Source organism: Veillonella sp. ZSJB6, assembly GCF_051549505.1.
Taxonomy (GTDB): domain Bacteria; phylum Bacillota; class Negativicutes; order Veillonellales; family Veillonellaceae; genus Veillonella.
The window spans coordinates 1-24,468 of record NZ_JBPUGE010000006.1 but is presented as its reverse complement, the minus strand read 5'-3'; the positions used below and the strand labels follow the sequence as shown (position 1 = coordinate 24,468).

The window sequence follows — 24,468 nt, the reverse complement described above, 5'->3', positions numbered from 1 at the left end:
TGCCTCCTATTTGCGCGGACGAATTGACACGTCCCCTGCCACAATACGTTTAACTGTCCCATCAGGGATTCTTACTAATAAGTTACCATCTTCATCAATATCTGTAGCTACCCCTTCATAGGTATTTCCTGGTGCTCTCACTTCAATTTCCTCACCGAGAGTCACCGATAATTGGCGCCATTCATTTAATGTTTCCTCAAAGCCACTATCGAGGACTTCATAATATTGATGTTCTAAGGATTCCAAAATAATTTTAAAAGCTTCTGTCCGTTCAATATCAATGCCTTCCATTGTTAATGACGTAGCAATTAACTTCAATTCTTCTGGTAGTTCTTCTTGTTTAGTCTTAACATTGACACCTATGCCCATAACAATATAGGAAATTTCCTCCATAGAGCCGGACATTTCTGTCAAAATACCAACTAATTTACGACCATTTACAAGGATATCATTTGGCCATTTAATACCCGCATCTGTAAGGCCCATTTTATGAAAAGCCTTTGTTAATGCTACGGCTGCCATCAATGTACACTTCGGTGCTTCTACTGGTGCAAAGTCAGGGCGTAAAATGAGACTAAACCATAGACCTTTTCCGAATGGAGAATACCAGCCCCGCGATAAACGACCGCGGCCAGCAGCCTGTTCCTCTGTAACAACAACAGTGCCTTCTTCTGCACCTTGTTGTGCTAAACGACGAGCTTCAAGGTTTGTAGATTCGGTAGTGTCCATATAGACATACCGTTTGCCAAATACATCTGTTTTTAAGATTTGCTTCATTGCTAATGGACTCAACAAATCAGGTTCCTCCAATAATCGATACCCCCTCTTGGTATAAGATTCTATTTTGTAGCCTTTTTGACGTAATGCTTTGATATGCTTCCAAATAGCTGTGCGCGAAACATGACACGCTTCCGACATATCTTGTCCCGATACGAAACTACCTTGGTTTTGTCTCAAGAATTCTAATACTTCATCACGCATAGTTTAGAGCCCCTTTCTTTGTCAACCTAGGTTTACAATTCGATTGTACAAGTGTACCCTATAAAATGCAAGGATTATTTAAAATAATTAATGGTATAATACATGTAGTATTAAGTTATACCTTATGTAAAAGATAACAATAGTATGGTCTATCATTATCTGGGGAGATATATGCAACAATTTACATTAGAAGAAAAAAATGAAGTTCTAGAGAACCCATTTATCCATATTCACAGAAAACTTGATGTTCTATTAAACATAGGTAAGTTACTTATGGAATGTGGTGCAGATACAAATCGAATCATTGAAGAGATGTTAAAAGCCGCCACTTTTATGGGGATACCTCATAATTATTTAAATATTCATATTTCATATACCACCATCATGGTGAATCTATTGCATAAAGAGCGTTCCATAACAGTTTTTAGAAAAACACCAGTTCATGTTCCCAATATGGCCATGATCAATGCCGTATCTAAACTCACATGGCGCGCCTTCGAACGACATTACTCGCTCACAACCTATGAGCAACTCATTTCAAAATTAGATTCTACTATACCTGTATATCCTGATTGGATAAAGGGTATTGCATGTGCACTAGGTTCTGCAGGGCTCGCCTTTCTATATAGTGGTGATATGATAGCTTTTATAGTAACAATTATTTGTTCTCTAATCGGCTATTTCACACGTACTCTATCCGTGCGTTTAGGCTGTAATGAGTATGTAGGTATTGCATTAGGTGGATTTGCCGCTATGGTTTCTGCCTACGGTTTCTATTCACATATTGAACAGGATTCATTAGTTTATGTTCTTGTATGCTGTACCTTATTTATGATTCCAGGGGTACCTCTTATTAATGCCGTCATTGATACAATAAACAATCATATCTTATCGGGTATTACACGAGCCATTAGAACAATTCTCATCGTAGGTAGTATGACCTTAGGTATGGCCATGGCCTTATACTTTAATCCAATGCCTGCATTTAGTTTTGTAGACATTAAACCTCATGTACTATCCATTGAACAGATTATAGGTTCTTTTATGGCCGCTGCGTCATTCGCTGTTTTATTTAATGCTCCTGTACGCCTCTTGCTCTCAATCGGTATTGGCGGTGTATTATGTGTCTTTATTCGCAATTTACTAGCTGTTGAATTGGGATTCTCTATTGCTGGGGCCACCTTTGTAGGGGCCGCCGTGATGAGCATTATTTATGTAAAAGTTTCTACCTGGCTTAAAACATCTAGTACGATCATTATCGTGCCGTCCGCTATCGCATTAATGCCAGGGATTCTATATTATCGTTTTCTATTCGATATTCTTCACATCAATGCACTCAATGAATCCGGCCTTGTACATATGGTACAAAATGGTGTAACAGGTATTTTAACCATCGTTGGCATCGCCGTCGGTGTGGCCATACCGCATGTATTAGCACAGAAATACTTAAAATCACTTAAGGAACGTCGCATACAAGAATATTTAGCAACCCGTCACATCCATGATGGACAATAAAAAAGAGCTGGTCTCCAAGGAGATCAGCTCTTTTTATTTGGACAGTATCCATTATTTAATTTCGTTAGAAGGTGTTTCACTAGGCGCTTCCACTGTAGAAGTGTGCTCATTAGCATCTACAACCTCTGGCACTACAATACCTGCCGCTTCTAACGTAGCTTTAGGTTCCTCTGTTTCAGGGGCCTTTGTTGTACCATATTTGTAAAGATTTGCCACTGCTTTCGCATCGATTGTTTCTTCCTCTAATAGAGCATTTGCCATATCATGTAAGAATTTTTCGTTATCGCTAAGAAGTTTTGTTACATCTTTATAAGCATCTTCAACGATACGATGAATTTCAGTATCGATTTTTGCAGCAATTTCTTCACTGTAGTTGCGTTCATGGCCAAGGTTTTTCCCCAAGAATACTTGTTCTTGTTGTTCACCAAATACGATAGGACCAAGCTCATCGCTCATGCCCCAACGCGTTACCATGGCGCGCGCTGTATTCGTTACACTTTGAAGGTCACCAGAAGCACCTGTACTGATTTCATCCAAAATCAAAGCCTCTGCCACACGACCGCCAAGGGCTACGCGAATATCCGCTAATAATTGAGATTTTGTTTTGTAGTTTTGTTCCTCTGTAGGAAGCATCATAGTGTAACCACCTGCTGCACCACGAGGAATGATTGTTACCTTATGAACAGGATCTGCATGAGGCAACAAATGTGCCACAATAGCATGACCAGATTCATGGTACGCTGTTAACTTGCGATCCTTATCACTCACAATGTGACTGCGGCGTTCAGGACCCATGCTAACCTTTTCACTAGCTTCTTCAACTTCAGCCATAGTGATTACTTTTTTGTTAAGACGAGCCGCTAATAAAGCCGCTTCATTTAACAAGTTACTTAAGTCGGCACCAGTAAAGCCTGGTGTTTTCTTCGCAATTGTTTTCAAGTCTACATCGTCAGCCAACGGCTTGTTACGAGCGTGAACTTTTAAGATTGCTTCACGACCGCGTAAGTCTGGACGACCTACGATAACTTGACGGTCAAAACGACCTGGACGCAAGAGCGCTGGGTCAAGAATATCTGGGCGGTTTGTAGCTGCGATAGTAATAATACCTTCGTTAGCACCGAAGCCATCCATTTCAACGAGCAATTGGTTCAATGTTTGTTCACGTTCATCGTGACCACCACCAAGACCTGCGCCACGTTGGCGACCAACCGCATCAATTTCGTCGATGAAGATGATACATGGCGCATTCTTTTTCGCTTGTGTGAAAAGATCACGTACACGAGATGCACCAACACCTACGAACATTTCTACGAAGTCAGAACCAGAAATCGTAAAGAATGGTACCCCTGCTTCACCAGCAACGGCTTTAGCAAGCAATGTTTTACCTGTACCTGGAGGTCCCGCTAACAATACGCCTTTCGGAATTTTAGCACCGATAGCTGTAAATTTGCCTGGGTCCTTCAAGAATTCTACTACTTCTTCTAATTCTTGTTTTGCTTCTTCCGCACCTGCTACATCTTTGAAGCTAACCTTAACATTACCTTCACCCATCAATTTAGCACGGCTTTTACCGAAGTTCATCACTCGGCCACCGCCACCTTGTGTTTGTTGCATAATGAAGAAGAACAACACTACCAAGATGATAATAGGAATAGCAGACCCTAAAAGGCTCATCCACCAAGCTGGTTGCTCAGGTGGAGCTGCTGTAATTTCAACGCCATTATCTTGTAATGTTTTAATTAATGTTTCATCAGTTGGCGCATAAGAATTGAATTCTGTTCCATTTTTTAGTTTACCTTTAATACCATGATCATTGGTAATCGTTACGGACTCAACCTTTTTCTGTTGTACTTGTTGAATAAATCCTGTGTAACTTAATTCAGATTTATTCGCACTTTGACCAGAGAAAGCGTCAATGGCGATAACGAAAGCGGCAATGATAAGTAAATAAAGGACGATATTTTTTGTAAATCGACCCAAAAGATTACCCCTTTCAATAATAATTTTTAGTTGTATAAACGAATTGAGTACATCTCATTGAGAGATGCACTCATATATTATATCATATTTTTAATTTTGATACATTTCTTCCTTCAAAATACCAATATATGGTAAATGACGATATTTTTCAGCGTAGTCTAAACCATAACCGATAACAAAGTAATCAGGAATAATAAAGCCTACATAGTCAACATTTACATCCATCTTACGGCGATCTGGTTTATTCAACAACGCTGCAAGGCGTACGCTTTTAGCACCACGAGCATGTAAATTTTCTAATAAATAATGTAATGTTGTACCAGTATCTACGATATCTTCAACAACAAGTACATGCTTACCCTCTACAGAGCGATCTAAATCTTTTAAAATTCGTACTACCCCTGTACTTGTTGTGCCGCTACCATAGCTAGAGCAAGAAATAAAGTCAAAACTTACATCTACACTATCATCAATAGCGCGTGCTAAGTCTGTAAAGAAAACGACAGCTCCCTTTAATACCCCTACAAGCACGACAGATTCATTTTTATAGTCTTCGCTAATTGCTTTACCCAACTCTGCTACACGAGCTTGTAATTGTTCCGCTGTATATAAAATCTCTTTTGCATCTTGATGCATCTATATGACCTCCACGATTCATATTAATGTTCGCAATATACTTTTATTGTATCACATTGAGCGGTTACTTTTATACTTTTAATAGTGAAAGTTTTCTCTTCCCCGGTATTAACAATATCGAGTAATTGATCTTGATGAGCTGATGTCAGCGTTATATCTGAGTCCACAGCACTCACTAAGCGCTGCCATAAGCGCCGTTGTATTGCCAAAGATTCTTGTCGTAAGGCACGGCGAGATAAGCTCACCCCATCAGCACCTACAGTCACAAGTTTTTCAAAAGCTTGCTCCGTTAAATCAGACATAACTAGTAAATCTTCATGTACGGAATTTCCCAATCTAGCAATAGCATCTACTACATTAGGGTTAATAGCTTCTAACTCAGGTATAATACGATGCCGAATCCTATTTCGTTGGTATCGCACATCTTCATTCGTACAATCAACACAATAGGAAATCCCCTTCACCTCTAAATAAGCCAGTAAGGTTTCTTTTGTAACCTCTAACAGCGGTCTAATTACAGGAGTAGCATATTCAGAGCTTACTACAGACATGCCGGCCAAACCATTTAATCCCGAACCTCTGATGATATGTGCTAGAATCGACTCTGCTTGATCATCCTTGTGATGAGCCACCGCAATATAATCATAGTTTTCAGACTTTGCAACCTCTGTAAGCCATTGATACCGTACTTGACGCCCCATAGTTTCTTCAGACATTTTTTGTTCCTTGCTCAAGCGAGGCACATCAAATGTAGCAGAATAAAATGGTAGTCCTAAATCGTCTACTTGATGTTGGAGCCACAAAACCTCTTCCTTGCTTTCAGGACGAATGCAGTGATCTACGATAGCCACACCTAATTCATACGTTGTATGTCGATGTATGGCAATGTCTTTCAACAAATGCAATAGAGCCATTGAATCAGGTCCACCGGAGCATGCCACTAAGATTCGACTATTTTCGGGAAATAGATTATGCGATTTTAAGGTGTGATTAACGGTTCGAACGAGTGCTTTCACATTCACGGGCCATCGCCTCCATACCATCTTGATCGCTCACAAATACATGAGGAACCTCATAGGCATCCATAAAGGACGTCAAAATTTCTGCACCAGCTACAATGATATCAGCACGGCCTGCAGGTAAACCTTTTACCTGTAATCTCTCGTCGCGACTCATGTAACGCAAGTTTAGAATAATGCCCTCTACTGTTTCACGACTTAATTTATGACCTTGCACCTTTGTACCATCATAATTTTCAAGGCCTAAATCTATAGCAGCTAGCGTCGTTAATGTACCACCGATGCCAATAAATTCACCAAATTCGCCTTGAATCATCATTGGGTCCCAAAGGAATCGAGTTTCTTCCCATACCCGTTGAGGCCCTTCGTCAGACATAGATTGTAAACGCACCGCTCCCACTGGATAGGAACGACTCCAATATACGCCGTCTTTATTTCCTAAAGCGAGTTCTGTACTACCGCCACCAATATCGATAGTCGTATAATGACGACCATCATTCAACTGGTCTCCCAAGGCACCATTAAATCCATAAATTGCTTCTTCATCACCTGATAAAATTCGCCATTCCATAGGGCAGTATTCGGTGATTCGTTCCATAAATTCAAGCCCATTTTGAGCCTCACGAACAGCGCTGGTAGCAAAACCAAAGCAATAGTCCGCACCATATTGGTCTGCCAATTTTTTAATATCCTTAAAGGCCTGATAGGATGACTCCATCGATTCAGATCGCAATGTGCCATCTGCATTTCGTTGTCCCAACCGAGTAGTCCATAACTGTTTTGGCTCATAGTGCCATATATTATTTTCATAGGTAGCCAATAATAAGCGCACTGAATTAGATCCAATATCGATAATAGCTAACTTCATAATCGCTCCTTACATAATTAGTATTCTTCTAACACTATTATACTGTTAAAGCCTATACATAAGTAAAGAGATGGCTCAATGCCATCTCTCACTATTAATCTCGACGACCGCCTCGGCCTCCGCGTTTACCTTCTGTATTGCGTTTTAAATCATGCAATCGTTCATTGCTATCGCGCAAGAATGATTTCATTTTGGCTTCAAAAGCCTCTGTGCTTTGTTTAGATTGAACACGACGAGGACGTCGTTCTTCATTGACTGTCTCTTTAGGTTGTGTTTGACGAATAGAAAGGCCAATTTTATTACCTTCAATAGATAAAACCTTAACCTTTACTGGATCTTCAACCTTTAATACGGCATTAATGTCTTCGACATATCCATGAGCTACTTCAGAAATATGAACTAGACCCGTTTGTTTCTCTCCTAAATCAACAAATACGCCGAACTTTGTAATACCGGATACGGTACCATCAATAATGTTACCAACTTCGATTGCCATGCAACCTCCTAATTCATGCGGAAACCTCAAACTACAAACTAATGCGAATCTAAATTACTAAAGTCAACCTATTTTACATAAGGTACTTCACCAGGTTTAACAAGGCCTAACTCCTCTCGAGCCACCCCCTCGATGGTCTTTGGATCTTGCAACTTTGCCTTTTCCTGTTCTAGTTCTTCATTTCGCTGTTTTAATTCTTGCAATTGTTGCTCAATATGTTGTTTTTCTTGATATACAGCCACCAAGCGATAGGCTTGCCCTAACAATAGCAGCACCATAATCCCTATACCAATTCGCTTGATCCACATGAGGATAATACGTTGATCCTGCGCTTTGCGATTAGGGCGAACCCGTTTGCGCGGCCTTTTTGGACGTTGTACTTCCATAGTGTCTTGACTCATAATGTCCCCCAAAAATATTCATCATCTGTATACTGTCATTTTTTAATTATATCATAGAACCTTGTTAGGGACTAAATAAAATTATCTATAGTTTCCTTTAAGTCTATATATTATCTCTATATATAGATATTTATTATCAGCACTAGATCAGCATTAGACTTATATAACAGATACGAGCCTTATAAAGACTCTGCTTTATGAGCGTATTCACGAATAACAGCGCAAGACTTTTTAAACAAAGCCAATTCCTCTTCGGTAAGCTTTAATTCAAATACATCTTCAATGCCATCTTTACCAATAACTGCTGGTGTAGATGCAAAGATACCTTCTTCACCATATTGTCCATCTAGATAGCAAGAACATGGCAATACTTTCTTTTCATCATGGAATACAGCGCGAATTAATTCTGTAGTTGCACTGGCAATGCCAAATTCTGTGGAACCTTTACCGGCTAATACATGATAACCACCAATTTTAACATCATCTAGCACTTGCGTATAGTCAAGTGTAGGGAATCTATGAGGCAATTCTTGTTGTAATTCTACAAGAGGTTTTCCTTGTACATATACATGAGACCATGGCACCATAGCACTGCCGCCATGTTCACCTAAGCAATATGCTGTAATTGTACGATTACTGATATTAAAAATGCGAGCCAATTCTTTTTGTAACCGTGCAGAATCTAAGGCTGTACCACTGGAAATAATGCGTTTTGGATTCCAATTTAAATGTTTACATAAATATGTAGCTACAACGTCAGCAGGATTAGAGATAGAAATAATAAACCCATCAAAACCAGACTTTTTAATTCGAGGGATGACATCCTTTAGAACCTCAACGGTATCACCAAGACTTTCTAAGCGATCTTGGTATAAATTTGGTAAAGGACCTGCACTAAATACGAGAACATCGCAATCCCCACATTCTTCAATTGGGCCAGCAGTAGCTGTCACTTTGTGAGGAATGTAGCTAACCGCATCATTGATATCCATGGCTTGTGCTTTAGCTTTTTTCTCGTCAATATCCATCATATACAATTCATCTACTTCACCTTGTAGAGCAAGGGAAAATGCTACATGAGAACCTACATGTCCAGTGCCAATAATACCTACTTTACGTAACTTCATAAGGGCCTCCTACCTGTAGTACTAAAAGATATCTATCCTCTAATACGCTTCCACTTAAATCAACGGTTACAAATATATGAACCGATAACCTTAAGCTATATTAATATACCTTAAATTTAAAATACATAAACTATTATATACCTATTTTCTCATAGGTATATAGGAAAATGGATATAAAGCGATAAAAAAAGACCAGTATAGGAAATCCTATACTAGTCCTTACCTTATATAATTAATCTCGTCCAGTAAAGAAGCTGACTACAGCAATCACGATAACTGCACCAACGATGGACGGAATCAATGCCATGCCCGCAAGGCTTGGACCCCATGTACCAAGCAACGCTTGGCCTACGGAAGCACCAACTAAGCCAGCAATAACATGAAGAATAATCCCCATACTTTGCGCTTTTTTAGTAATGCGACCAGCTACAAAACCAATGAAACCGCCTACAATAATTGACCAAAGCATAATATACCTCCTATAAAGTCATCTCATCAAGATTAAGAGGGAATAAATCCTTGTTCTCCATCACTTGTGGTGACTTTTCTAAATATTGCTTTCGCATTGACCATAAAATCTCTAAATCCTTTGGATCTAACTTGGACAATGCATATATCATCGTGAAATCTGAACCATAATGGCCACGCAAGCTATCAGGTACACCTTTAGGTCCTTCCCCACCGAGACGATTATTAAAGAACCCTTGTATACGTCGATTATCTAAATCAATGATAATGAACCCTGACGCATCATATACATATAATGTATGATTCACACGTTTCAAGGCACGTACCGTATTCGTTATAAAATACTGGTCCTTCATGTCGATGAGGGATGACTCATAACCAGAATGGTAAAAGTCACCATAGTAATGAGCCCCTCTATCAGTAGATTCCAATAAATCCTTAAGTATGGATTGTTCTTGACTACTAAAATCAGAGAAAGTTTTTACCGTAGTAATCTCTCGTAAACCACGTTGGTAATTCTCTGTCTTCGGTGGCTCTATATGTTGACCACGGAAGCTAACGGGCATCAACCGAAGTGTATTATCAGATAGATTATAAATACCGTAGCCTTCATAACCTAAAAAATAAACTTTTGAATCCATAGACTTCATCGCTAATATTCGTTTTGAAATAATGGCATCACTAGAATTTACTAGTGTATGCTCTTCTGGATCTATGCGTACTGTTTTGCTGTCATAATTACCACCTACGGCAAGCCAATAGGACAGGCCCATTACAATCAACGCTAGTACACACAGCCCAATACGTTTTATATTCATGTATACTCCCTATGAATCCCCAAGCATAAAACGTAATAATATATTGTGCTTACAGGATGTACCTATTCATATAATCCCTATTCATAGGTACAACTGCAGCCTTAATGTTTACTATTTTGTAAATGTCTACGATAAGCTTAACTGAGTCAATCTCTCGCCAATGGTCATTCCTTTATATATAAAAGTTGGTAACAACTCATGTAAAGGTTCTAAGACAAAGGTACGATCCCAAAAGTAAGGATGTGGTACTGTAAGACTTTCATCACATATGGAAATCATAGTCCCGTCTTCATCAAAAGCTAAAATAATATCTAAATCCAATGTACGTGGGCCCCAATGAATGAGTCGTTCACGTCCAGCCCCCTGTTCTAAGGACTGTAATAAACTTAACATTTGATGAGGGGCTAAAGAGCTTTCACAAAGCCACATACCATTAACAAAGATATCCTGCTCCGTATATCCCCAAGGTTCGGTTTCGATTAAGGGCGAACTAATGACCTTTGAAACCGCATCATGATCCTGTAATGATTGAAGGGCCAAATTAATGTGCCCCCGTTTATCACCGATATTTGAACCTACACTGATGTAATAGGTATACATCAAATTTGACCTCGTGTAGTGACAACCTCAACATAATCTAGAATACCTGCAATCGGTACAGATGGTTTGCGCACCGTTACAGATAAGCCAACAATGCCTTGATAATGTTGGTATAAAGAATCGGCGATAAGTGCACCCAACCGTTCTAACAAATTATGTTTTTCTCCAGTCATAACAGATTCTACAATGTCATATACCTCTACATAATTGATAGAATCCTCTAACTGGTCACTTTGACCGGCCTTTGTAAGATCCGTAGTAATTTCAACATCTACAAAGAATCGTTGTCCCTGTTCTTGTTCAGATACCAAATTCCCATGAAATCCGTAAAATGCCATATTCTTTAAAACGATTTTATCCATTATTCACCTCGTAATAGGCCATCGGCTACAGCCAAGGCACGTTTGTGCATTTTCACATTATGAACACGCACCATATCAACACCTTGGAATACGCCCGTAATACAAGCAGCTACCGTACCTTCATCACGATCTTCTGGTGGTAAACCACCCAACATAGAACCGATGAAACGCTTGCGGCTAGGAGCAAGTAAAATAGGATATTCATAAGCCGTTAACTCACCTAAACGTTGCATAACTTCAATATTTTGTTCTTCTGTTTTACCAAATCCAATACCTGGATCAAGCCAAATTTGTTGTGGTGTTACACCAACCTTTAAGGCTTTATCTACAGCAAAGAAAAAGTATGCCTTCATATCTTCAATGATATCACCATAATTTGTGTCATTGCTATTGTGCATAATGATTACTGGCACCTTATATTTTGCTGCTACTGCTGCCATATCAGGGTCATAATGTAATCCCCATACATCATTTAAAATATGGGCCCCTTTAGAAAAAGCATAATCTGCAGTTTTAGCATGGTATGTATCGATAGATACAGGAACTGTAGATGCATTAAGTACAGGATCTATCAATTGAGATAAGCGTTCAATTTCTTCTTCTGCTGTCAACGGTGTGCAGCCTGGACGCGTAGATTCAACGCCTAAATCGATAATATCAGCGCCATCTTCAATCATTTGTGTTACATGCGCTGCTGCTGCCTCTGGGGTGTTGAATTTACCACCATCAGAGAAAGAGTCAGGCGTACCATTGAGTATCCCCATGATAAGGGTACGATCGCACAAAGATAAACTTTTGCCATCATTCCATGTATAATTTCTACGTTTAAACATTTGCCTGTCCTCCACCTAACATTGCTAACGCTTCATCACGTAACGTACCTGTCTCTGCTAGCACGCCACGGCTTTCTAATGTAATCACCTTTGAATCTTGCTGCATAGTTCCTTTGATGAGCATACATAACTGTGTTGATGTAATGCGCACAAATACACCATGAGCAGATAAATCATTCATAATGGCATCTGCTAATTCCGACGCCAACCGCTCTTGTAGTTGCGGCCTCCGACTAAGGATATTAACAATATCTTGAAACTTGCTAAGACCTGCCACACAGCCATCCTTCGGTTGATACACAATATCAACGGTCCCAAAGAATGGTAACAAGTGGTGCTCACACATGGAATAAAACGGAATGCCTGTAACCGCTACAAGCCCCTTGTAATCAGTACTAAATGTTTCACCCCATGCAGATTTTGTATCTAGGCCTACGCCACTGAATAATTCACTATATAATTCTGTTACACGACTTGGTGTTTTCTCTAGCTCTGGTGCCTTTGTATCAACAGATAAAGCTTCTAAGAATTGCTTTATCCCGTCCTTTGCACGTTGATTCATCGGTCCTCCTAAACGATCTTTGTCGTCCAATCTTCAATATTCCAAATATCCGTAACCCAATCTTTATAAAATTCAGGTTCATGACTTACCAAAACGATGGTTCCTTTGAACTCACGTAATGCACGGCTCAACTCTTCCTTCGCATAGATATCTAAGTGATTTGTCGGTTCGTCTAATACGAGTACATTGTACTTATTCTGCATCAACTTGCACAAGCGAACCTTTGCATTTTCACCACCGGATAAGACGCGCATTTGAGATGTAATATGCTCGTTAGTAAGGCCACAACGAGCAAGTGCTGCACGTACTTCTGCATTAGTCATTGCTGGATACTCGTTCCAAATATAGTCTAGAGCAGTTTCAGAATTGGATGGTGTATCTTCTTGAGCAAAATAGCCAATTTGTAAGAAATCACCTTTTACCAATTCCCCACTTACCGGCTTTAACAAACCTAATATTGTTTTCAACAATGTCGTTTTACCTAGACCATTAACACCACGAATGGCAATTTTTTTATTTCTTTCAATTTGAAAGTCTACTGGTCTAGTCAACGGTTCATCATAGCCTAATTCCAAGCCAAAAGCTTCTACGATAAAACGACTTGGTGTACGGCCTTCTTTAAAGCCAAAGCTTGGCTTAATGTATTCTTTAGGTTTTTCCAAGATTTCCATTTTCTCTAAACGTTTAGCTCGAGAATTTGCCATACCACGCGTTGCTACACGAGCTTTATTACGCTGAATAAAATCTTCCATGCGCTCAATCTCTTGTTGTTGACGTTCATAAGCCTTAGCTGCTTGTGCTTTTTTAACTTCATAGGCAGCTTGGAATTGATGATAATCACCAGTATAACGTGTAAGTACGGCCTGTTCGATATGATAAATTACATTAACTACAGAATTTAAAAATTCCATATCATGAGAAATTAAGATAAAGGCATTTTCATAATTTTGCAAATAATTTTGCAACCATTGAATATGCTCTACATCAAGATAATTTGTCGGTTCGTCCAAGAGTAAGATTGTTGGTTTTTCTAGTAACAGTTTTGTAAGTAAAACCTTTGTACGTTGGCCACCGCTAAGCTCCGTAACATCCCGGTCTAAGCCAATATCCATAAGGCCTAAGCCTGCAGCTGTACGCTCAATAACCGCATCAATTTCATAGAAGCCACGTTGCTCTAGAATTTCTTGCCATTCCCCAACTTGTTCGAGCAGTTTATTCATCTCATCTTCGGATACATCACCCATACGATTATAAGCGTCATTAATCTTTTGTTCCATGACGAATAAATCATCAAAGGCGCGTTGCAATACATCGCGGATGGTCATCCCTTTTTCGAGGACTGCATGTTGATCCAGGTACCCAACAGTGACTTGGTTGGACCATTCAATTTTACCTTCATCAGGAGGAATTTTACCTGTAATGATATTTAGGAATGTAGACTTGCCTTCGCCATTGGCACCAATGAGGCCTACATGTTCGCCTTTTAATAGGCGGAATGATGCATCATCTAAAATTTGTCGCGCTCCAAAACCATGGGTTACATTTGAAACGGTTAAAACACTCATATCTATCTCCACCGGAATAAAAGCCGTCTTGTTGAAGACGGCTTATTTCATACTTACTTAAATATTATATCTATTGTACCTTTTTGACCTCTATATGTCAAAAATTGAACATCACTTACACATCGCATAACGCAAGGCTACTACAGCCATAATCTTAGCACCCTTAATCGCTTGCTCCACTCCATAGTCGGAACCTGCAGCACAAGTGAACTCTGGTGTATGAGCCTCTAAACCTAATCCAATTTGCAAAGTAGGCTGTGCTGTTGGTACTTCATAAGATACATTTCCCACATCAGTACTACCATCAGCCTCATCATCAGGCAATATACGAGGCGTTTCACCAAACTCAGTCATCACATCTTTAAAGAGATCTAATAGCTGTTTATCTTGACGCATATCCTTAAAGAGAGGCTCATAGTGATGCATTTCAACTTGAGCACCGTAGAAAACTGCAATCTCTTGAGCAGCCTCTTTAATGGCAGGCAAAATAATACCTTCTAAATCATCTACTGCACTGCCGCGAACAGTCATACGAATCGTCGCCTTAGGAGTTACCACGTTTGGCGCCGTACCAGCTTCAGTAAAGATGGCACCTACAATAGCCCCTTTAGGGAATGTTTTCTTTAACTCTTTGATTCTTTGATATAAATCTACAGCACAATCTAGTGCATTAATACCGGAATCAGTAAGTGATGCGATATGACAGGATCGACCGTGGAAGGTTACCTCTAAGGGATGCGTCGCTAACGATGTGCCGCCCACCTCATTTTCACCGCCTGGATGAATGATGAGTGCTGCCTCATAGCCTTTAAATAGCCCTGCCTCCGCCATATATACCTTACCACCAATGGTTTCCTCTGCTGGACATCCAAAGAAGGTCGTTCCCCATGTTTCTGATGCACATTGACTAAAAGCAACCGCAGCGCCTAAACTCATCATCGCAATGAGATTATGTCCACAACCATGACCGAGCTCAGGTAAAGCATCATACTCTCCTAAAAAGGCCATTTTATGATGTGCCTTACAATTATAGTCGCCCCGTAATGCCGTTTGTAACTCTGGCAGATCAGTTAAACCAACTTGAGATGAAAAATTATGGTTCTCTAAAAATTGATTAATTACGTTAACTGCTTTATGCTCTTCTAACCCCAATTCTGGATTATCGTGTAAATATAATGAAAGCTTACGCAACTCATGTGCCATATCATCTATAATGGCACAAGCTTGCGCTTCTCGTTCTTGTAATGTCATAACTCCCCTTTATAATATCTAGTCTATACTGTCTATGAAATATTCTATCTATAGTGTTTACTATGTATTCTATTTATTATGTATTCTATCTAAGAAGAATCCGTCTATTTCGAATAGGTATGAACAATGATAGTGTTTGAAATATATCTAAAGTTAATCGTTGCACCTAATGGTAGTGTTTGATGCGGCGTTCCATGCCCCGTAGGCACATAGCATACAAAGGGCTCTGGTAATTCAGGATTCCTATTGTCCTCCATGTAGCGCAGTGCTTCATAGCCTAAATCGTAATCACGTTCATCTTCATCACCTTCACAGTCTGTAAAAGTACCAATAACTAAACCTTTTATACGACTCAACAGACCACTTAAACGCCACTGTTGTAACATGCGATCAAGCTTGTACGGTGCTTCCCCTACATCTTCAATGAATAGTAAGGTATCCTCCCAAGATTCGGCCTCTAAAAAATAAGGTGTTCCGCACAACATTGATAGCATCGTCATATTGCCGCCCCGTAAAATCCCTTCCCCTAGCTCAGTACCAATGGCACCACGCGGCGGTTCAGGTAATGGTTCTATGACTTGTAATTTACCTTCTACAGCTACAAACAATGCGTCTATGTCTGCCTTACGTTCTTCTTTAAAGTCTACGCCCATCGGCCCGTGATACGTAATAAGTCGGCTATATCGATTAATAGCCATGTGAAGAGCCGTGCAGTCACTATACCCTATAAAAGCCTTACGATATTTACGAATGGCCTTATAATCTAACAAATCTAGATATCGCATTGTTCCATAACCACCGCGCAAAGCTAGTACCGCATCACAAGGTGCGGTGGTCATCATATATTGAAACTCGTGAGCTTGCTCCTCTGGTGTACCACCATAAAGTCCTTTACGATGTGCACTTTCACCAAAGAGCACATTATACCCTCTTGCGTTACAAATGTCTTCTATTCTATGTAAATCTTCATCGCTTGCACTAGCAGGAGCCATAATGCCTATGGTCATGCCCGGTGCTAAACGCTTTGGTTCAATCCAGTTCATATATCCTCGTAAAATACAACAAAAGACGTACACAATGTGTACGTCTTAAGTGTATCTTATTTGTATGCTTTTTTAAAGTCAACAAGGCCTAATGTAGTCCAGAAATAATTTTGAATACTTCCGTTTGTTACATATGGTTGTGTTGTAAAGTATAATGGCATTACTAGAGCTTCATCAAAAATCATCTTTTCTGCTTGATGCATCAATGCATCGCGTTCAGCCCCATTTGGTGTCGTACGAATACGAGCGATTAACTCATTATAGTCTTCACTATGGTACTGACTATCGTTGTCTTCTGCAGAGAATACTTCTAAGAAGTTTTGTGGATCACTGTAATCCGCAACCCAAGAAGCACGAGCTACTTGGTATTTACCAGCTTCGCGATCAGCTAAGAATACCTTTGTCTCTTGATTTTGTAATCGCACATCTGCACCAAATGCATTTACCCATGCATCCTGTACAGCTTCAGCAATCGCTTTATGTAATTCGCTTGTGTTATACAAAATCGTAATTGGAGGCAATGGATGATTCTTATCATAGCCAGCTTGTTTCAAGATTTCTTTCGCTTGCTCTACATCTTCGTAAACGAGATAGCTACCAGCTTCACGGAAGTCTTCACGACCGTTGCTTTCAAGCATACCGTATGGAACAAATGCATAAGCAGCCTCTTTACCTCCACGAACAATATTGTTAACGATATTAGCACGGTTGATAACCATGGAGAATGCTTTACGTACTTCAGGGTCTGTGAAAGGTTCTGCTTTCACATTAAATACGTAATAATAGTTACCAAGCATAGGTCCAATATGTAATAGACCAGCCTCTTCTAAGCGTTTTTGATCCGCTACAGGAGGCTCAACAGTCATATCTGCTTCGCCACCTTCAACCAATGTAAGGCGTGTGCTTTGGGATTCACTGATAGGCCAATTCATCTTCTCTGTTTTCACAGAATCCGCATCCCAGTAATCTGGATTCTTAATGAAATCCATTTCCCCATTATGTTTCCAAGATAATAAGCGGTATGGACCATTAGACACGAATGTATCTGCATTAGCAGCCCAGTTTTCATGAGCTTCTACAGCCTTTTGACTTACTGGATAGTAACTATGAGATGCTAATAATTTTAAGAAATAAGCTGTTGGATTTTCTAAGGTAACCACCAATGTATCATCATCGATGGCCTTAACACCAACGTCTTCAGCTTTGGCATCACCATTATTAAAGGCTTCGCCATTTTTTAATACATATAACATATATGCATTGTCCGCATGGACTTCAGGGTCTAATACGCGTTTCCAAGCGTATTCAAAGTCATGAGCCGTCAAAGGCTCTCCATTGGACCATTTTAAATCTGGTCGTAAATGGAAGGCATACTCGCGACCATCATCAGAAATATCCCAGCTTTTAGCAAGTGCTGCCTCTGGTTCACTTTCATCATTTAAACGAACTAAACCGTCAAATAATTGGAGTTGAACCGTTGCCTCCGGAGAGGTAGTAGACTTTGCTGGATCCAATGTGGATGGTTCCTGCTCAATAACATATCGGATTGTATGCTCATCAATTGGTTGTTCCCCGCGAGGATAACCAAATACAAACAAGAGCACACTCACCCCAAGAGCAAGGACCATGAGTTTTAACAAATTTCGTTTATCCATCATGGCAATGCTTCCTCTACAAATTCTTTCATGATACGCCCTACTCGAGCGCCTAACTCTTTACCTCGGTCATTATCGATGTCGCTCATCAAAAGGATAAAGCAGAAATGACCTCTAAACGTTTCCAATATGCCCCCATCATGCTCTACGCAATCAAGGGATCCTGTTTTATGGTGAAAGCGTACATCTTCTCCCCAATAAAATGGCAAAATATCACGGAATTGTTGGCGACCTAAAATGTTCCACATTTCTCGGCCATAAAAATCTCTATCGCGACATTCAAAAATATGTTTATAGAGACGAGCTAACGCCATAGCAGTCATACGATTATCACGGCCTTCGGCGAGAGCTTCAAAGTCCATCATCATGCGATTTAGTTCTATCTCATCTACACCTAGCTGTTCTGCACGAGCATTGATATTTTCCATTCCAAGAACTGTAATGAGCAAATTTGTCGCAATATTATCGCTGAGAACCATCATAAGACGGCATAACTCAAGATAGGTAAAGCTATGCTTTGCTACTAATTCTTGTAAAGCACCACCACCTTCAACACGAGGTGTTCTAGATAGTGGAACTGTGTCATTAAGGTCTAACTGTTCAGTACGAGCTAAATGGAACACATACTCCATGATAAGTACCTTTATCAAACTTGCACTAGAATGTACCGTATCCTCCCCTTTAGAAGCGATAATAGTCGGTTCCTCTTCATCGTCAAATTGAAGTACTACATAAGATATATTTCCTTTTGGTGCTAATTCTTTAATAACTGTATCGAGTTGATGCTCCAAGGACTTGCCAACAAGTAACTTTTCCATACTATTCTCCCATTATATGTGCCAGCATGCGATGCGGCGATCTGCCCAATCACGAAGAGGTGGACGTTCTGCAAAGCAACGACCCTCTGCTTCTGGACATCGACCACTAAACAAACAACCCTTCGGTGGATCTAGTGGATTTGGTGGGTCCCCTTTAAGAGGTGCTCCAATTGGAGCATGTGGTATAACAGGACCATTTAAGGCGGTCAATGCACGAGTGTAAGGATGTTGTGGGAATTCGTATAAATCCAATGCTGGACCTTCTTCCATAACAGCCCCTAAATACATAACTACCATGCGATGACTGATGTAGCGCACCATGTTTAAATCATGAGAAATAAAGAGGTACGAAATACCATGTTGTTCTTGTAAACGTTCAAGCAATGTCATAATTTGTACTTGAATCGATACATCTAGTGCTGAAATCGGTTCATCACAGATGATGCACTGCGGCTGCATGATAAGAGCCCGTGCAATACCGATACGTTGACGTTGACCACCAGACAATTCATGAGCATAACGCTCACCAAAGGACATGTTCAAACCAACTTGATCAAGCACTTCTTTTACGCGAATAACACGATCACGGGGCGTATACTTTGGATCCAGCTCCAAAGGTTCTTCTAGAATCGCATTAACCGTAAGACGTGGATTAAGTGATGCATAAGGGTTTTGGAATACCATTTGCATCACAGGATGAACGGCTTTGCGATCCACATAAGGATCAATTTGGCGCCCATTCATATAAATAGAACCTGATGTAGCTTGATGCAAGCCCATCAAGGTGTAGCCAAATGTGGATTTACCACAACCTGACTCACCTACGATACCGAGGGTTTCCCCTGGCGATTGATATAGGCTCACGCCTTGTACAGCGTGTACCGTGTGTTTTGGCTTAAATAAGCCACCTGACAGAGTGAACTCTTTAACGAGATTGTCAGTTTCCCATACGTAACTCATTAAAGTCCCTCCAACTTAGCTAACCAACATGTAAATTGGTGACCTTCACCAACATTTGTAACCATAGGAATACGATTACCACAGATACGCATAGCCCACTTACACCGTGGATTAAATGCACAACCTCGTGGTAAATCAAATAGATCTGGCGGTTGACCTTCAACGGCTTTTAATTCACCATGCCATTTACCTTGTGGTAAAGCGAGTAACAAGCCCAATGTATACGGATGACGAGGTTCATTAAAGATACCTTCTACCGAAGCAGATTCAACACATTTACCAGCGTACATAACCATAACACGGTCGCAGATTTGAGCGATAACACGTAGGTTATGAGAAATAAAGATAATGCCAATACCAGCTTCTACAGCTAAAGTTTGCATAAGGCGCAAGATTTGAGCCTCTGTTGTAATATCTAGAGCCGTTGTCGGTTCATCACAAATCAAAACCTTTGGACGACCTGCTACAGCCATGGCGATACATACGCGTTGACGCATACCACCGCTCAACTCATGAGGATATTGAGATAATCGTCTTTCCGGTGTTGAAAGGCCCATCTTCTTTAACAAATCGATAGCGATAGCTCGTTCGTCATAATCCTCACCATATGCATTGGTACGATGGATAACCTCATACATTTGCTCCCCAATCGTCATGATTGGATTCAAAGATGTCATAGGATCTTGGAATACCATGGCAACAGTAGTACCGCGGAGTTCATTCCAATCATCTTCAGTGAATTCGAGGCAATCATTGCCATCAATCATAAATGTATCGGCTTTAATTTTTGTTTTACCATATGGTAGCAATCCCATTAAAGAATTAACTAGCACAGATTTACCACAACCTGATTCACCAACAATACCTAAAATCTCACCTGGTTGTAAGGAGATATCTTGATTGCGAATCACCCGTAAAGGGCCTTGGAAGGTATCGATGGTAATGGACACATTGCGCACATCAACAATTGCGTTATTCATTATCTATCTCCTTCCTTAGGGTCTAACACATTACGTAAGCCATCGCCAAGGAATGCGAAACCAAGCATGGTAACGCTAATGGCAACAGCAGGGAAAATCAATTGGAATGGATAAGAGCGCATGCTGCTAATCCCTTCAGAAGCGAGTACACCCCAGCTTGCCATAGGTGCATTAACACCTAAACCGATGAAACTAAGGAATGCTTCTGTAAAAATAGCCTCTGGGATGGCCAATGTCAATGTAATGATGATTGGTCCCACGCAGTTTGGCAAAATATGACGCAATAAAATGCGATATTTCGGAATCCCCATCGCTTCAGCAGCGATGATGTATTCTTCATTTTTAACTTTCAAAATTTGGCTACGTACGATACGGGCCATATTGAGCCAGTACGCAATGCCCAATGCTACGAAAATAGATGTTAAGCCAGGGCCTAGTACAACCATCAACAAAATTACATACAGTAAAAGTGGAATGCCGTACAAAACATCTACAAGGCCCATCATGATGCGGTCAACCTTGCCACCAAGATAACCTGCAATACCACCATAAGTAACGCCGATAACAAGATTGATAAACGCCGCTACAAAACCGATAGTTAAGGAAATACGAGCGCCGTACATAACGCGCGTATAAATATCGCGACCCAATGTATCTGTGCCGAACCAATGACTAAAGCTCGGACTTTGGTTCGCATCGATTAGGGATTGGTCCGCATAGGTATACGGCGAAATTAGGGGTCCTAAAATTGCAAGTACAATCATCACTAAGATGATAGTAGCCCCTACTACAGCCAAGCGATTCACCTTAAATCTCGCCCATTTACTAGGACGTTTTATAAAGCTTGTAATTTCTTCTTGAGGAGTTCGTTCAATAGGTAAAAAATCTTCCTTATTCATCTGTCCCCTCCTCTGTCGTAACACGTGGATCAATTAACGGATAAATCATATCCACCAAAATATTAAGAAATACTACAAGCGCACTATAGAAAATCGTAATGCCCAGGATAACCGTATAGTCACGGTTATAAATGGAAGTTACGAAATACTGTCCAAGGCCCGGAATGGCAAAGATTGTTTCTACGATAAAGCTACCTGTCAAAAGGCTAGCAGCCAACGGTCCCAAGTACGTAATAACTGGCAAAATAGCATTGCCTAATGCATGACGTGTCAAAATAGTCCAAGAGCCCAAGCCTTTGGCGCGAGCTGTACGGATATATTCTTGTTGGTACACATCAAGCAACCCACTGCGCGTTAAGCGTGCAATGAATGCCATAGGTTGTGCTGCTAACGTCAACACTGGTAGAACCATATAAGATGGACCACGCCATAAGGCTACGGGGAACCATCCTAGTTCAAAGCCCACCACATATACAAGAACGGCACCAATAATAAATGTAGGCACGGAAATACCAATGGTAGATAATACGGTAACCGCATAATCAACGATACCATTAGGGCGCATAGCACTAATAGCACCCGCTGCAATACCACCTACTACAGCCACCATTAATGATAATAAACCAAGCTGCGCAGAAATTGGGAATGCATCACTGATAATATCGTTCACACTACGACCTTCATACTTATATGATGGTCCCAAATCGCCGGTAATAACACCACCTAAATAATCACCATACTGTTTCCATACAGGATCATCAAGATGATACTTTGCTTCAATACTTGCTTTTACCTGAGGTGGTAATTTTTTTTCACTTGTAAAAGGTCCCCCCGGTATTGCATGCATTAATGCAAACGTTACGGTAATGATGACCCATAAGATTATGATTGCGCCACCTAGGCGTCGAAATACATACCTTGTCATTGTCACTATCCTCCATAAAAAGTCTATCTGTTTTATTATACTACATTATGAAGTTAATTTCATGAATAACATCATTACATTTACAGAACGCCCTACATAACGTAAAATAAAATATATAGTATTTTGGAGGTGTCTATGACAGAAGTACCTAGAGTCTTAACAATTCAAGACATGAGCTCCATCGGCCGTTGTGCCCTAACCGTTATGATTCCAATCATCAGCGCTATGCGTTGCCAAGCGGTTCCATTGGCAACAGCTGTATTGAGTAATCACTTAGAATATCCACACTACGAGTTCGTAGATTTATCGGCACATATGAGAGATTTTATGGACTGCTGGGATAAAAACGAAATCGACTTTCACGCTATTGTAAGTGGTTTCTTGGCATCCCCAGAACAAATTCATCTCGTGGAAGAAGCCATCGATCGTTTCGGTAATAAGGGACAAATGATTATCGTCGATCCTGCTATGGCCGATGATGGTCGCCTCTACTCTATCTATACACCTGATATGGTAGTAGCAATGCGCCAACTTGTTTCCAAAGCGCACATTGTAAAGCCTAATTACACAGAGGCTTGTTTCTTATTAGACATTCCATTCTCTACAGATCCTATTAGTGATGATGAATTGCGTGATCGTTGCAAGCGATTACATCAAATGGGTCCTGATATGGTTATCATGACTAGCGTACCATCCGAAACACACGCGGTCATCGCCGTCTATGATGGGCCAACGGATTATTTAAAAACATATGATATTCCTCTTATTCCTGTAAAAGCTACAGGAACTGGGGATATCTTTACCGCTGTATTATCCGGTGCAGTAATGAGGGGATATTCACCGTATGATGCGGCAGAGCTGGCAATGAATTTTACTACTAAAGCGATTCAAGCCACAGTAGATACTGTAAAATCTATGAAACAAGGTGTAGCATTTGAGCTAGTCTTGCCAGAATTAACTCAACTATAAGCTATAAATAAAGGGGAACTTATGGATTTACTCTATGTTGTATTACGAACACTGCTCATATGTACTGTAGGTTTGCTCATCGCATTCCAAGGTCGACGTATGGGCCTATCGATTTTTAATCTAACGGGACGATTAAATCGACTTCAATTTATCATATGCTTTATCGTGCTAATGATTTTATTCCACATCGTTCATTACATCGATGATCTATTCTTAGACTTTGTTGTATCCTTACCGGCTTATTGGTTTACACGGGTCATCATATGGATTTTATTAGCAACACTCTTCCCATTGTCCTGCATCTTATTTGGCCGTCGTATTCACGATATCGGCTTTAATGCATGGGCCGGGATTCTCTGGTCAGTAATTATTATTTTCATCAATACTTACTCTGCTGTATCTCCATTCAATTACTTACTGGAGCTTTTCGTATGGCTCATCGGCTTCCTCTTCTGGGTATTGCCGGGACAACCGGAACCAAACCAATACGGAAATCCTCCTTTTATGCCTGTCAATCGACCAACTTACGAGTCAATGCAACAACCAGGATCTGAATCAGAACGAGAAATTAGAAAAACCGTTCGAAAACGTCGTAAAAAACGGTAAAACATAAAACAAACATAATAAAAAACGTATCTCTATTAAGAGATACGTTTTTTAGGGCTATAGGACAAAAAGTGTTGCTGTTAATGCCGATGGAACTAGCTAAATACTAGCTCCATCGGCATTTTATCTTT

General features: G+C 40.3%; 26 protein-coding genes. 3 read left to right on the top strand and 23 right to left on the bottom strand.

Annotated features, from left to right (window positions below; genetic code table 11):
* Positions 1-6 precede the first annotated feature (6 nt).
* Positions 7-981, bottom strand: coding sequence for a biotin--[acetyl-CoA-carboxylase] ligase (locus tag ACSV5T_RS07650; RefSeq protein ID WP_227721003.1), 975 nt, complete (start codon positions 979-981; stop codon positions 7-9).
* 171 nt (positions 982-1,152) lie between these two features.
* Between ACSV5T_RS07650 and ACSV5T_RS07645 the strand changes: the two genes are divergently transcribed.
* Positions 1,153-2,496, top strand: coding sequence for a threonine/serine ThrE exporter family protein (locus ACSV5T_RS07645; RefSeq protein ID WP_105090285.1), 1,344 nt, complete (start codon positions 1,153-1,155; stop codon positions 2,494-2,496).
* A 51-nt stretch (positions 2,497-2,547) separates the two neighbouring features.
* Here ACSV5T_RS07645 and ftsH read toward each other — a convergent pair whose 3' ends face one another.
* The 22 genes from ftsH to ACSV5T_RS07535 all read right to left on the bottom strand — a co-directional run bounded on the left by ftsH (position 2,548) and on the right by ACSV5T_RS07535 (position 22,762).
* Complete coding sequence (ftsH, locus tag ACSV5T_RS07640; RefSeq protein WP_438320709.1) at positions 2,548-4,476, bottom strand: ATP-dependent zinc metalloprotease FtsH; 1,929 nt, start codon at positions 4,474-4,476, stop codon at positions 2,548-2,550.
* A 90-nt stretch (positions 4,477-4,566) separates the two neighbouring features.
* Complete coding sequence (gene hpt, locus ACSV5T_RS07635; RefSeq protein WP_105090283.1) at positions 4,567-5,112, bottom strand: hypoxanthine phosphoribosyltransferase; 546 nt, start codon at positions 5,110-5,112, stop codon at positions 4,567-4,569.
* A gap of 23 nt (positions 5,113-5,135) precedes the next feature.
* Positions 5,136-6,134, bottom strand: a complete 999-nt coding sequence (tilS, locus tag ACSV5T_RS07630) for a tRNA lysidine(34) synthetase TilS (protein ID WP_438320708.1) — start codon at positions 6,132-6,134, stop codon at positions 5,136-5,138.
* Positions 6,103-6,999: a Ppx/GppA phosphatase family protein gene (locus tag ACSV5T_RS07625; RefSeq protein WP_325192397.1), complete on the bottom strand. Its 897-nt coding sequence runs from the start codon at positions 6,997-6,999 to the stop codon at positions 6,103-6,105. Before ACSV5T_RS07625 ends, tilS begins: the two co-directional genes overlap by 32 nt.
* A 94-nt stretch (positions 7,000-7,093) precedes the next feature.
* On the bottom strand, positions 7,094-7,495 hold the full coding sequence (locus tag ACSV5T_RS07620) for a S1 RNA-binding domain-containing protein (RefSeq protein ID WP_285365418.1): 402 nt from the start codon (positions 7,493-7,495) through the stop codon (positions 7,094-7,096).
* 68 nt (positions 7,496-7,563) lie between these two features.
* Entirely contained in the window at positions 7,564-7,896 is a 333-nt protein-coding gene (locus ACSV5T_RS07615) for an FtsB family cell division protein (RefSeq protein WP_105090279.1), read from the bottom strand.
* Positions 7,897-8,075: 179 nt separating this feature from the next.
* Positions 8,076-9,023 carry an L-lactate dehydrogenase gene (locus tag ACSV5T_RS07610; protein WP_287533814.1) on the bottom strand — a complete coding sequence of 316 codons (948 nt, stop codon included), beginning with the start codon at positions 9,021-9,023 and terminating at the stop codon, positions 8,076-8,078.
* 232 nt (positions 9,024-9,255) lie between these two features.
* On the bottom strand, positions 9,256-9,492 hold the full coding sequence (locus tag ACSV5T_RS07605) for a GlsB/YeaQ/YmgE family stress response membrane protein (protein ID WP_438320707.1): 237 nt from the start codon (positions 9,490-9,492) through the stop codon (positions 9,256-9,258).
* Positions 9,493-9,502: 10 nt separating this feature from the next.
* Positions 9,503-10,309, bottom strand: a complete 807-nt coding sequence (locus ACSV5T_RS07600; protein WP_285365415.1) for a hypothetical protein — start codon at positions 10,307-10,309, stop codon at positions 9,503-9,505.
* Between the two features lie 126 nt (positions 10,310-10,435).
* Positions 10,436-10,909 (bottom strand): 2-amino-4-hydroxy-6-hydroxymethyldihydropteridine diphosphokinase, encoded by a 474-nt coding sequence (gene folK / locus ACSV5T_RS07595; protein ID WP_438320705.1) that lies wholly within the window; start codon positions 10,907-10,909, stop codon positions 10,436-10,438.
* Positions 10,909-11,271: a dihydroneopterin aldolase gene (gene folB, locus ACSV5T_RS07590; RefSeq protein WP_438320703.1), complete on the bottom strand. Its 363-nt coding sequence runs from the start codon at positions 11,269-11,271 to the stop codon at positions 10,909-10,911. The genes folK and folB overlap by 1 nt, the downstream gene beginning before the upstream one ends.
* A complete protein-coding gene (folP, locus tag ACSV5T_RS07585; RefSeq protein ID WP_296008623.1) occupies positions 11,271-12,104 on the bottom strand; it encodes a dihydropteroate synthase in 834 nt (277 codons plus the stop codon). Before folP ends, folB begins: the two co-directional genes overlap by 1 nt.
* Positions 12,097-12,666: a GTP cyclohydrolase I gene (folE, locus tag ACSV5T_RS07580; protein ID WP_298632899.1), complete on the bottom strand. Its 570-nt coding sequence runs from the start codon at positions 12,664-12,666 to the stop codon at positions 12,097-12,099. Before folE ends, folP begins: the two co-directional genes overlap by 8 nt.
* Positions 12,667-12,674: 8 nt before the next feature.
* Positions 12,675-14,231 (bottom strand): ABC-F family ATP-binding cassette domain-containing protein, encoded by a 1,557-nt coding sequence (locus ACSV5T_RS07575; protein ID WP_438320702.1) that lies wholly within the window; start codon positions 14,229-14,231, stop codon positions 12,675-12,677.
* Positions 14,232-14,342: 111 nt separating this feature from the next.
* Positions 14,343-15,482, bottom strand: coding sequence for an amidohydrolase (locus tag ACSV5T_RS07570; RefSeq protein WP_438320701.1), 1,140 nt, complete (start codon positions 15,480-15,482; stop codon positions 14,343-14,345).
* Positions 15,483-15,586: 104 nt separating this feature from the next.
* Positions 15,587-16,525: a S66 peptidase family protein gene (locus ACSV5T_RS07565; protein WP_438320700.1), complete on the bottom strand. Its 939-nt coding sequence runs from the start codon at positions 16,523-16,525 to the stop codon at positions 15,587-15,589.
* Between the two features lie 56 nt (positions 16,526-16,581).
* Positions 16,582-18,183: a peptide ABC transporter substrate-binding protein gene (locus ACSV5T_RS07560; protein ID WP_438320699.1), complete on the bottom strand. Its 1,602-nt coding sequence runs from the start codon at positions 18,181-18,183 to the stop codon at positions 16,582-16,584.
* Positions 18,180-18,998 (bottom strand): serine hydrolase, encoded by an 819-nt coding sequence (locus tag ACSV5T_RS07555; RefSeq protein ID WP_438320698.1) that lies wholly within the window; start codon positions 18,996-18,998, stop codon positions 18,180-18,182. Before ACSV5T_RS07555 ends, ACSV5T_RS07560 begins: the two co-directional genes overlap by 4 nt.
* A 12-nt stretch (positions 18,999-19,010) precedes the next feature.
* The gene (locus ACSV5T_RS07550) at positions 19,011-19,958 is read right to left on the bottom strand and encodes an ABC transporter ATP-binding protein (protein WP_005387207.1); all 948 of its coding nucleotides are present in this window, start codon (positions 19,956-19,958) and stop codon (positions 19,011-19,013) included.
* Entirely contained in the window at positions 19,958-20,938 is a 981-nt protein-coding gene (locus ACSV5T_RS07545) for an ABC transporter ATP-binding protein (protein WP_325192388.1), read from the bottom strand. Before ACSV5T_RS07545 ends, ACSV5T_RS07550 begins: the two co-directional genes overlap by 1 nt.
* Entirely contained in the window at positions 20,938-21,837 is a 900-nt protein-coding gene (locus ACSV5T_RS07540) for an ABC transporter permease (RefSeq protein ID WP_024066371.1), read from the bottom strand. Before ACSV5T_RS07540 ends, ACSV5T_RS07545 begins: the two co-directional genes overlap by 1 nt.
* The gene (locus ACSV5T_RS07535; protein ID WP_295792914.1) at positions 21,830-22,762 is read right to left on the bottom strand and encodes an ABC transporter permease; all 933 of its coding nucleotides are present in this window, start codon (positions 22,760-22,762) and stop codon (positions 21,830-21,832) included. Before ACSV5T_RS07535 ends, ACSV5T_RS07540 begins: the two co-directional genes overlap by 8 nt.
* A gap of 135 nt (positions 22,763-22,897) precedes the next feature.
* Here ACSV5T_RS07535 and ACSV5T_RS07530 point away from each other — a divergent pair, with 135 nt between their 5' ends.
* Both ACSV5T_RS07530 and ACSV5T_RS07525 read left to right on the top strand, forming a co-directional pair.
* On the top strand, positions 22,898-23,731 hold the full coding sequence (locus ACSV5T_RS07530) for a pyridoxamine kinase (RefSeq protein WP_156719810.1): 834 nt from the start codon (positions 22,898-22,900) through the stop codon (positions 23,729-23,731).
* Positions 23,732-23,752: 21 nt separating this feature from the next.
* On the top strand, positions 23,753-24,337 hold the full coding sequence (locus ACSV5T_RS07525) for a DUF805 domain-containing protein (protein WP_105090270.1): 585 nt from the start codon (positions 23,753-23,755) through the stop codon (positions 24,335-24,337).
* The last annotated feature ends 131 nt before the right edge of the window (positions 24,338-24,468 follow it).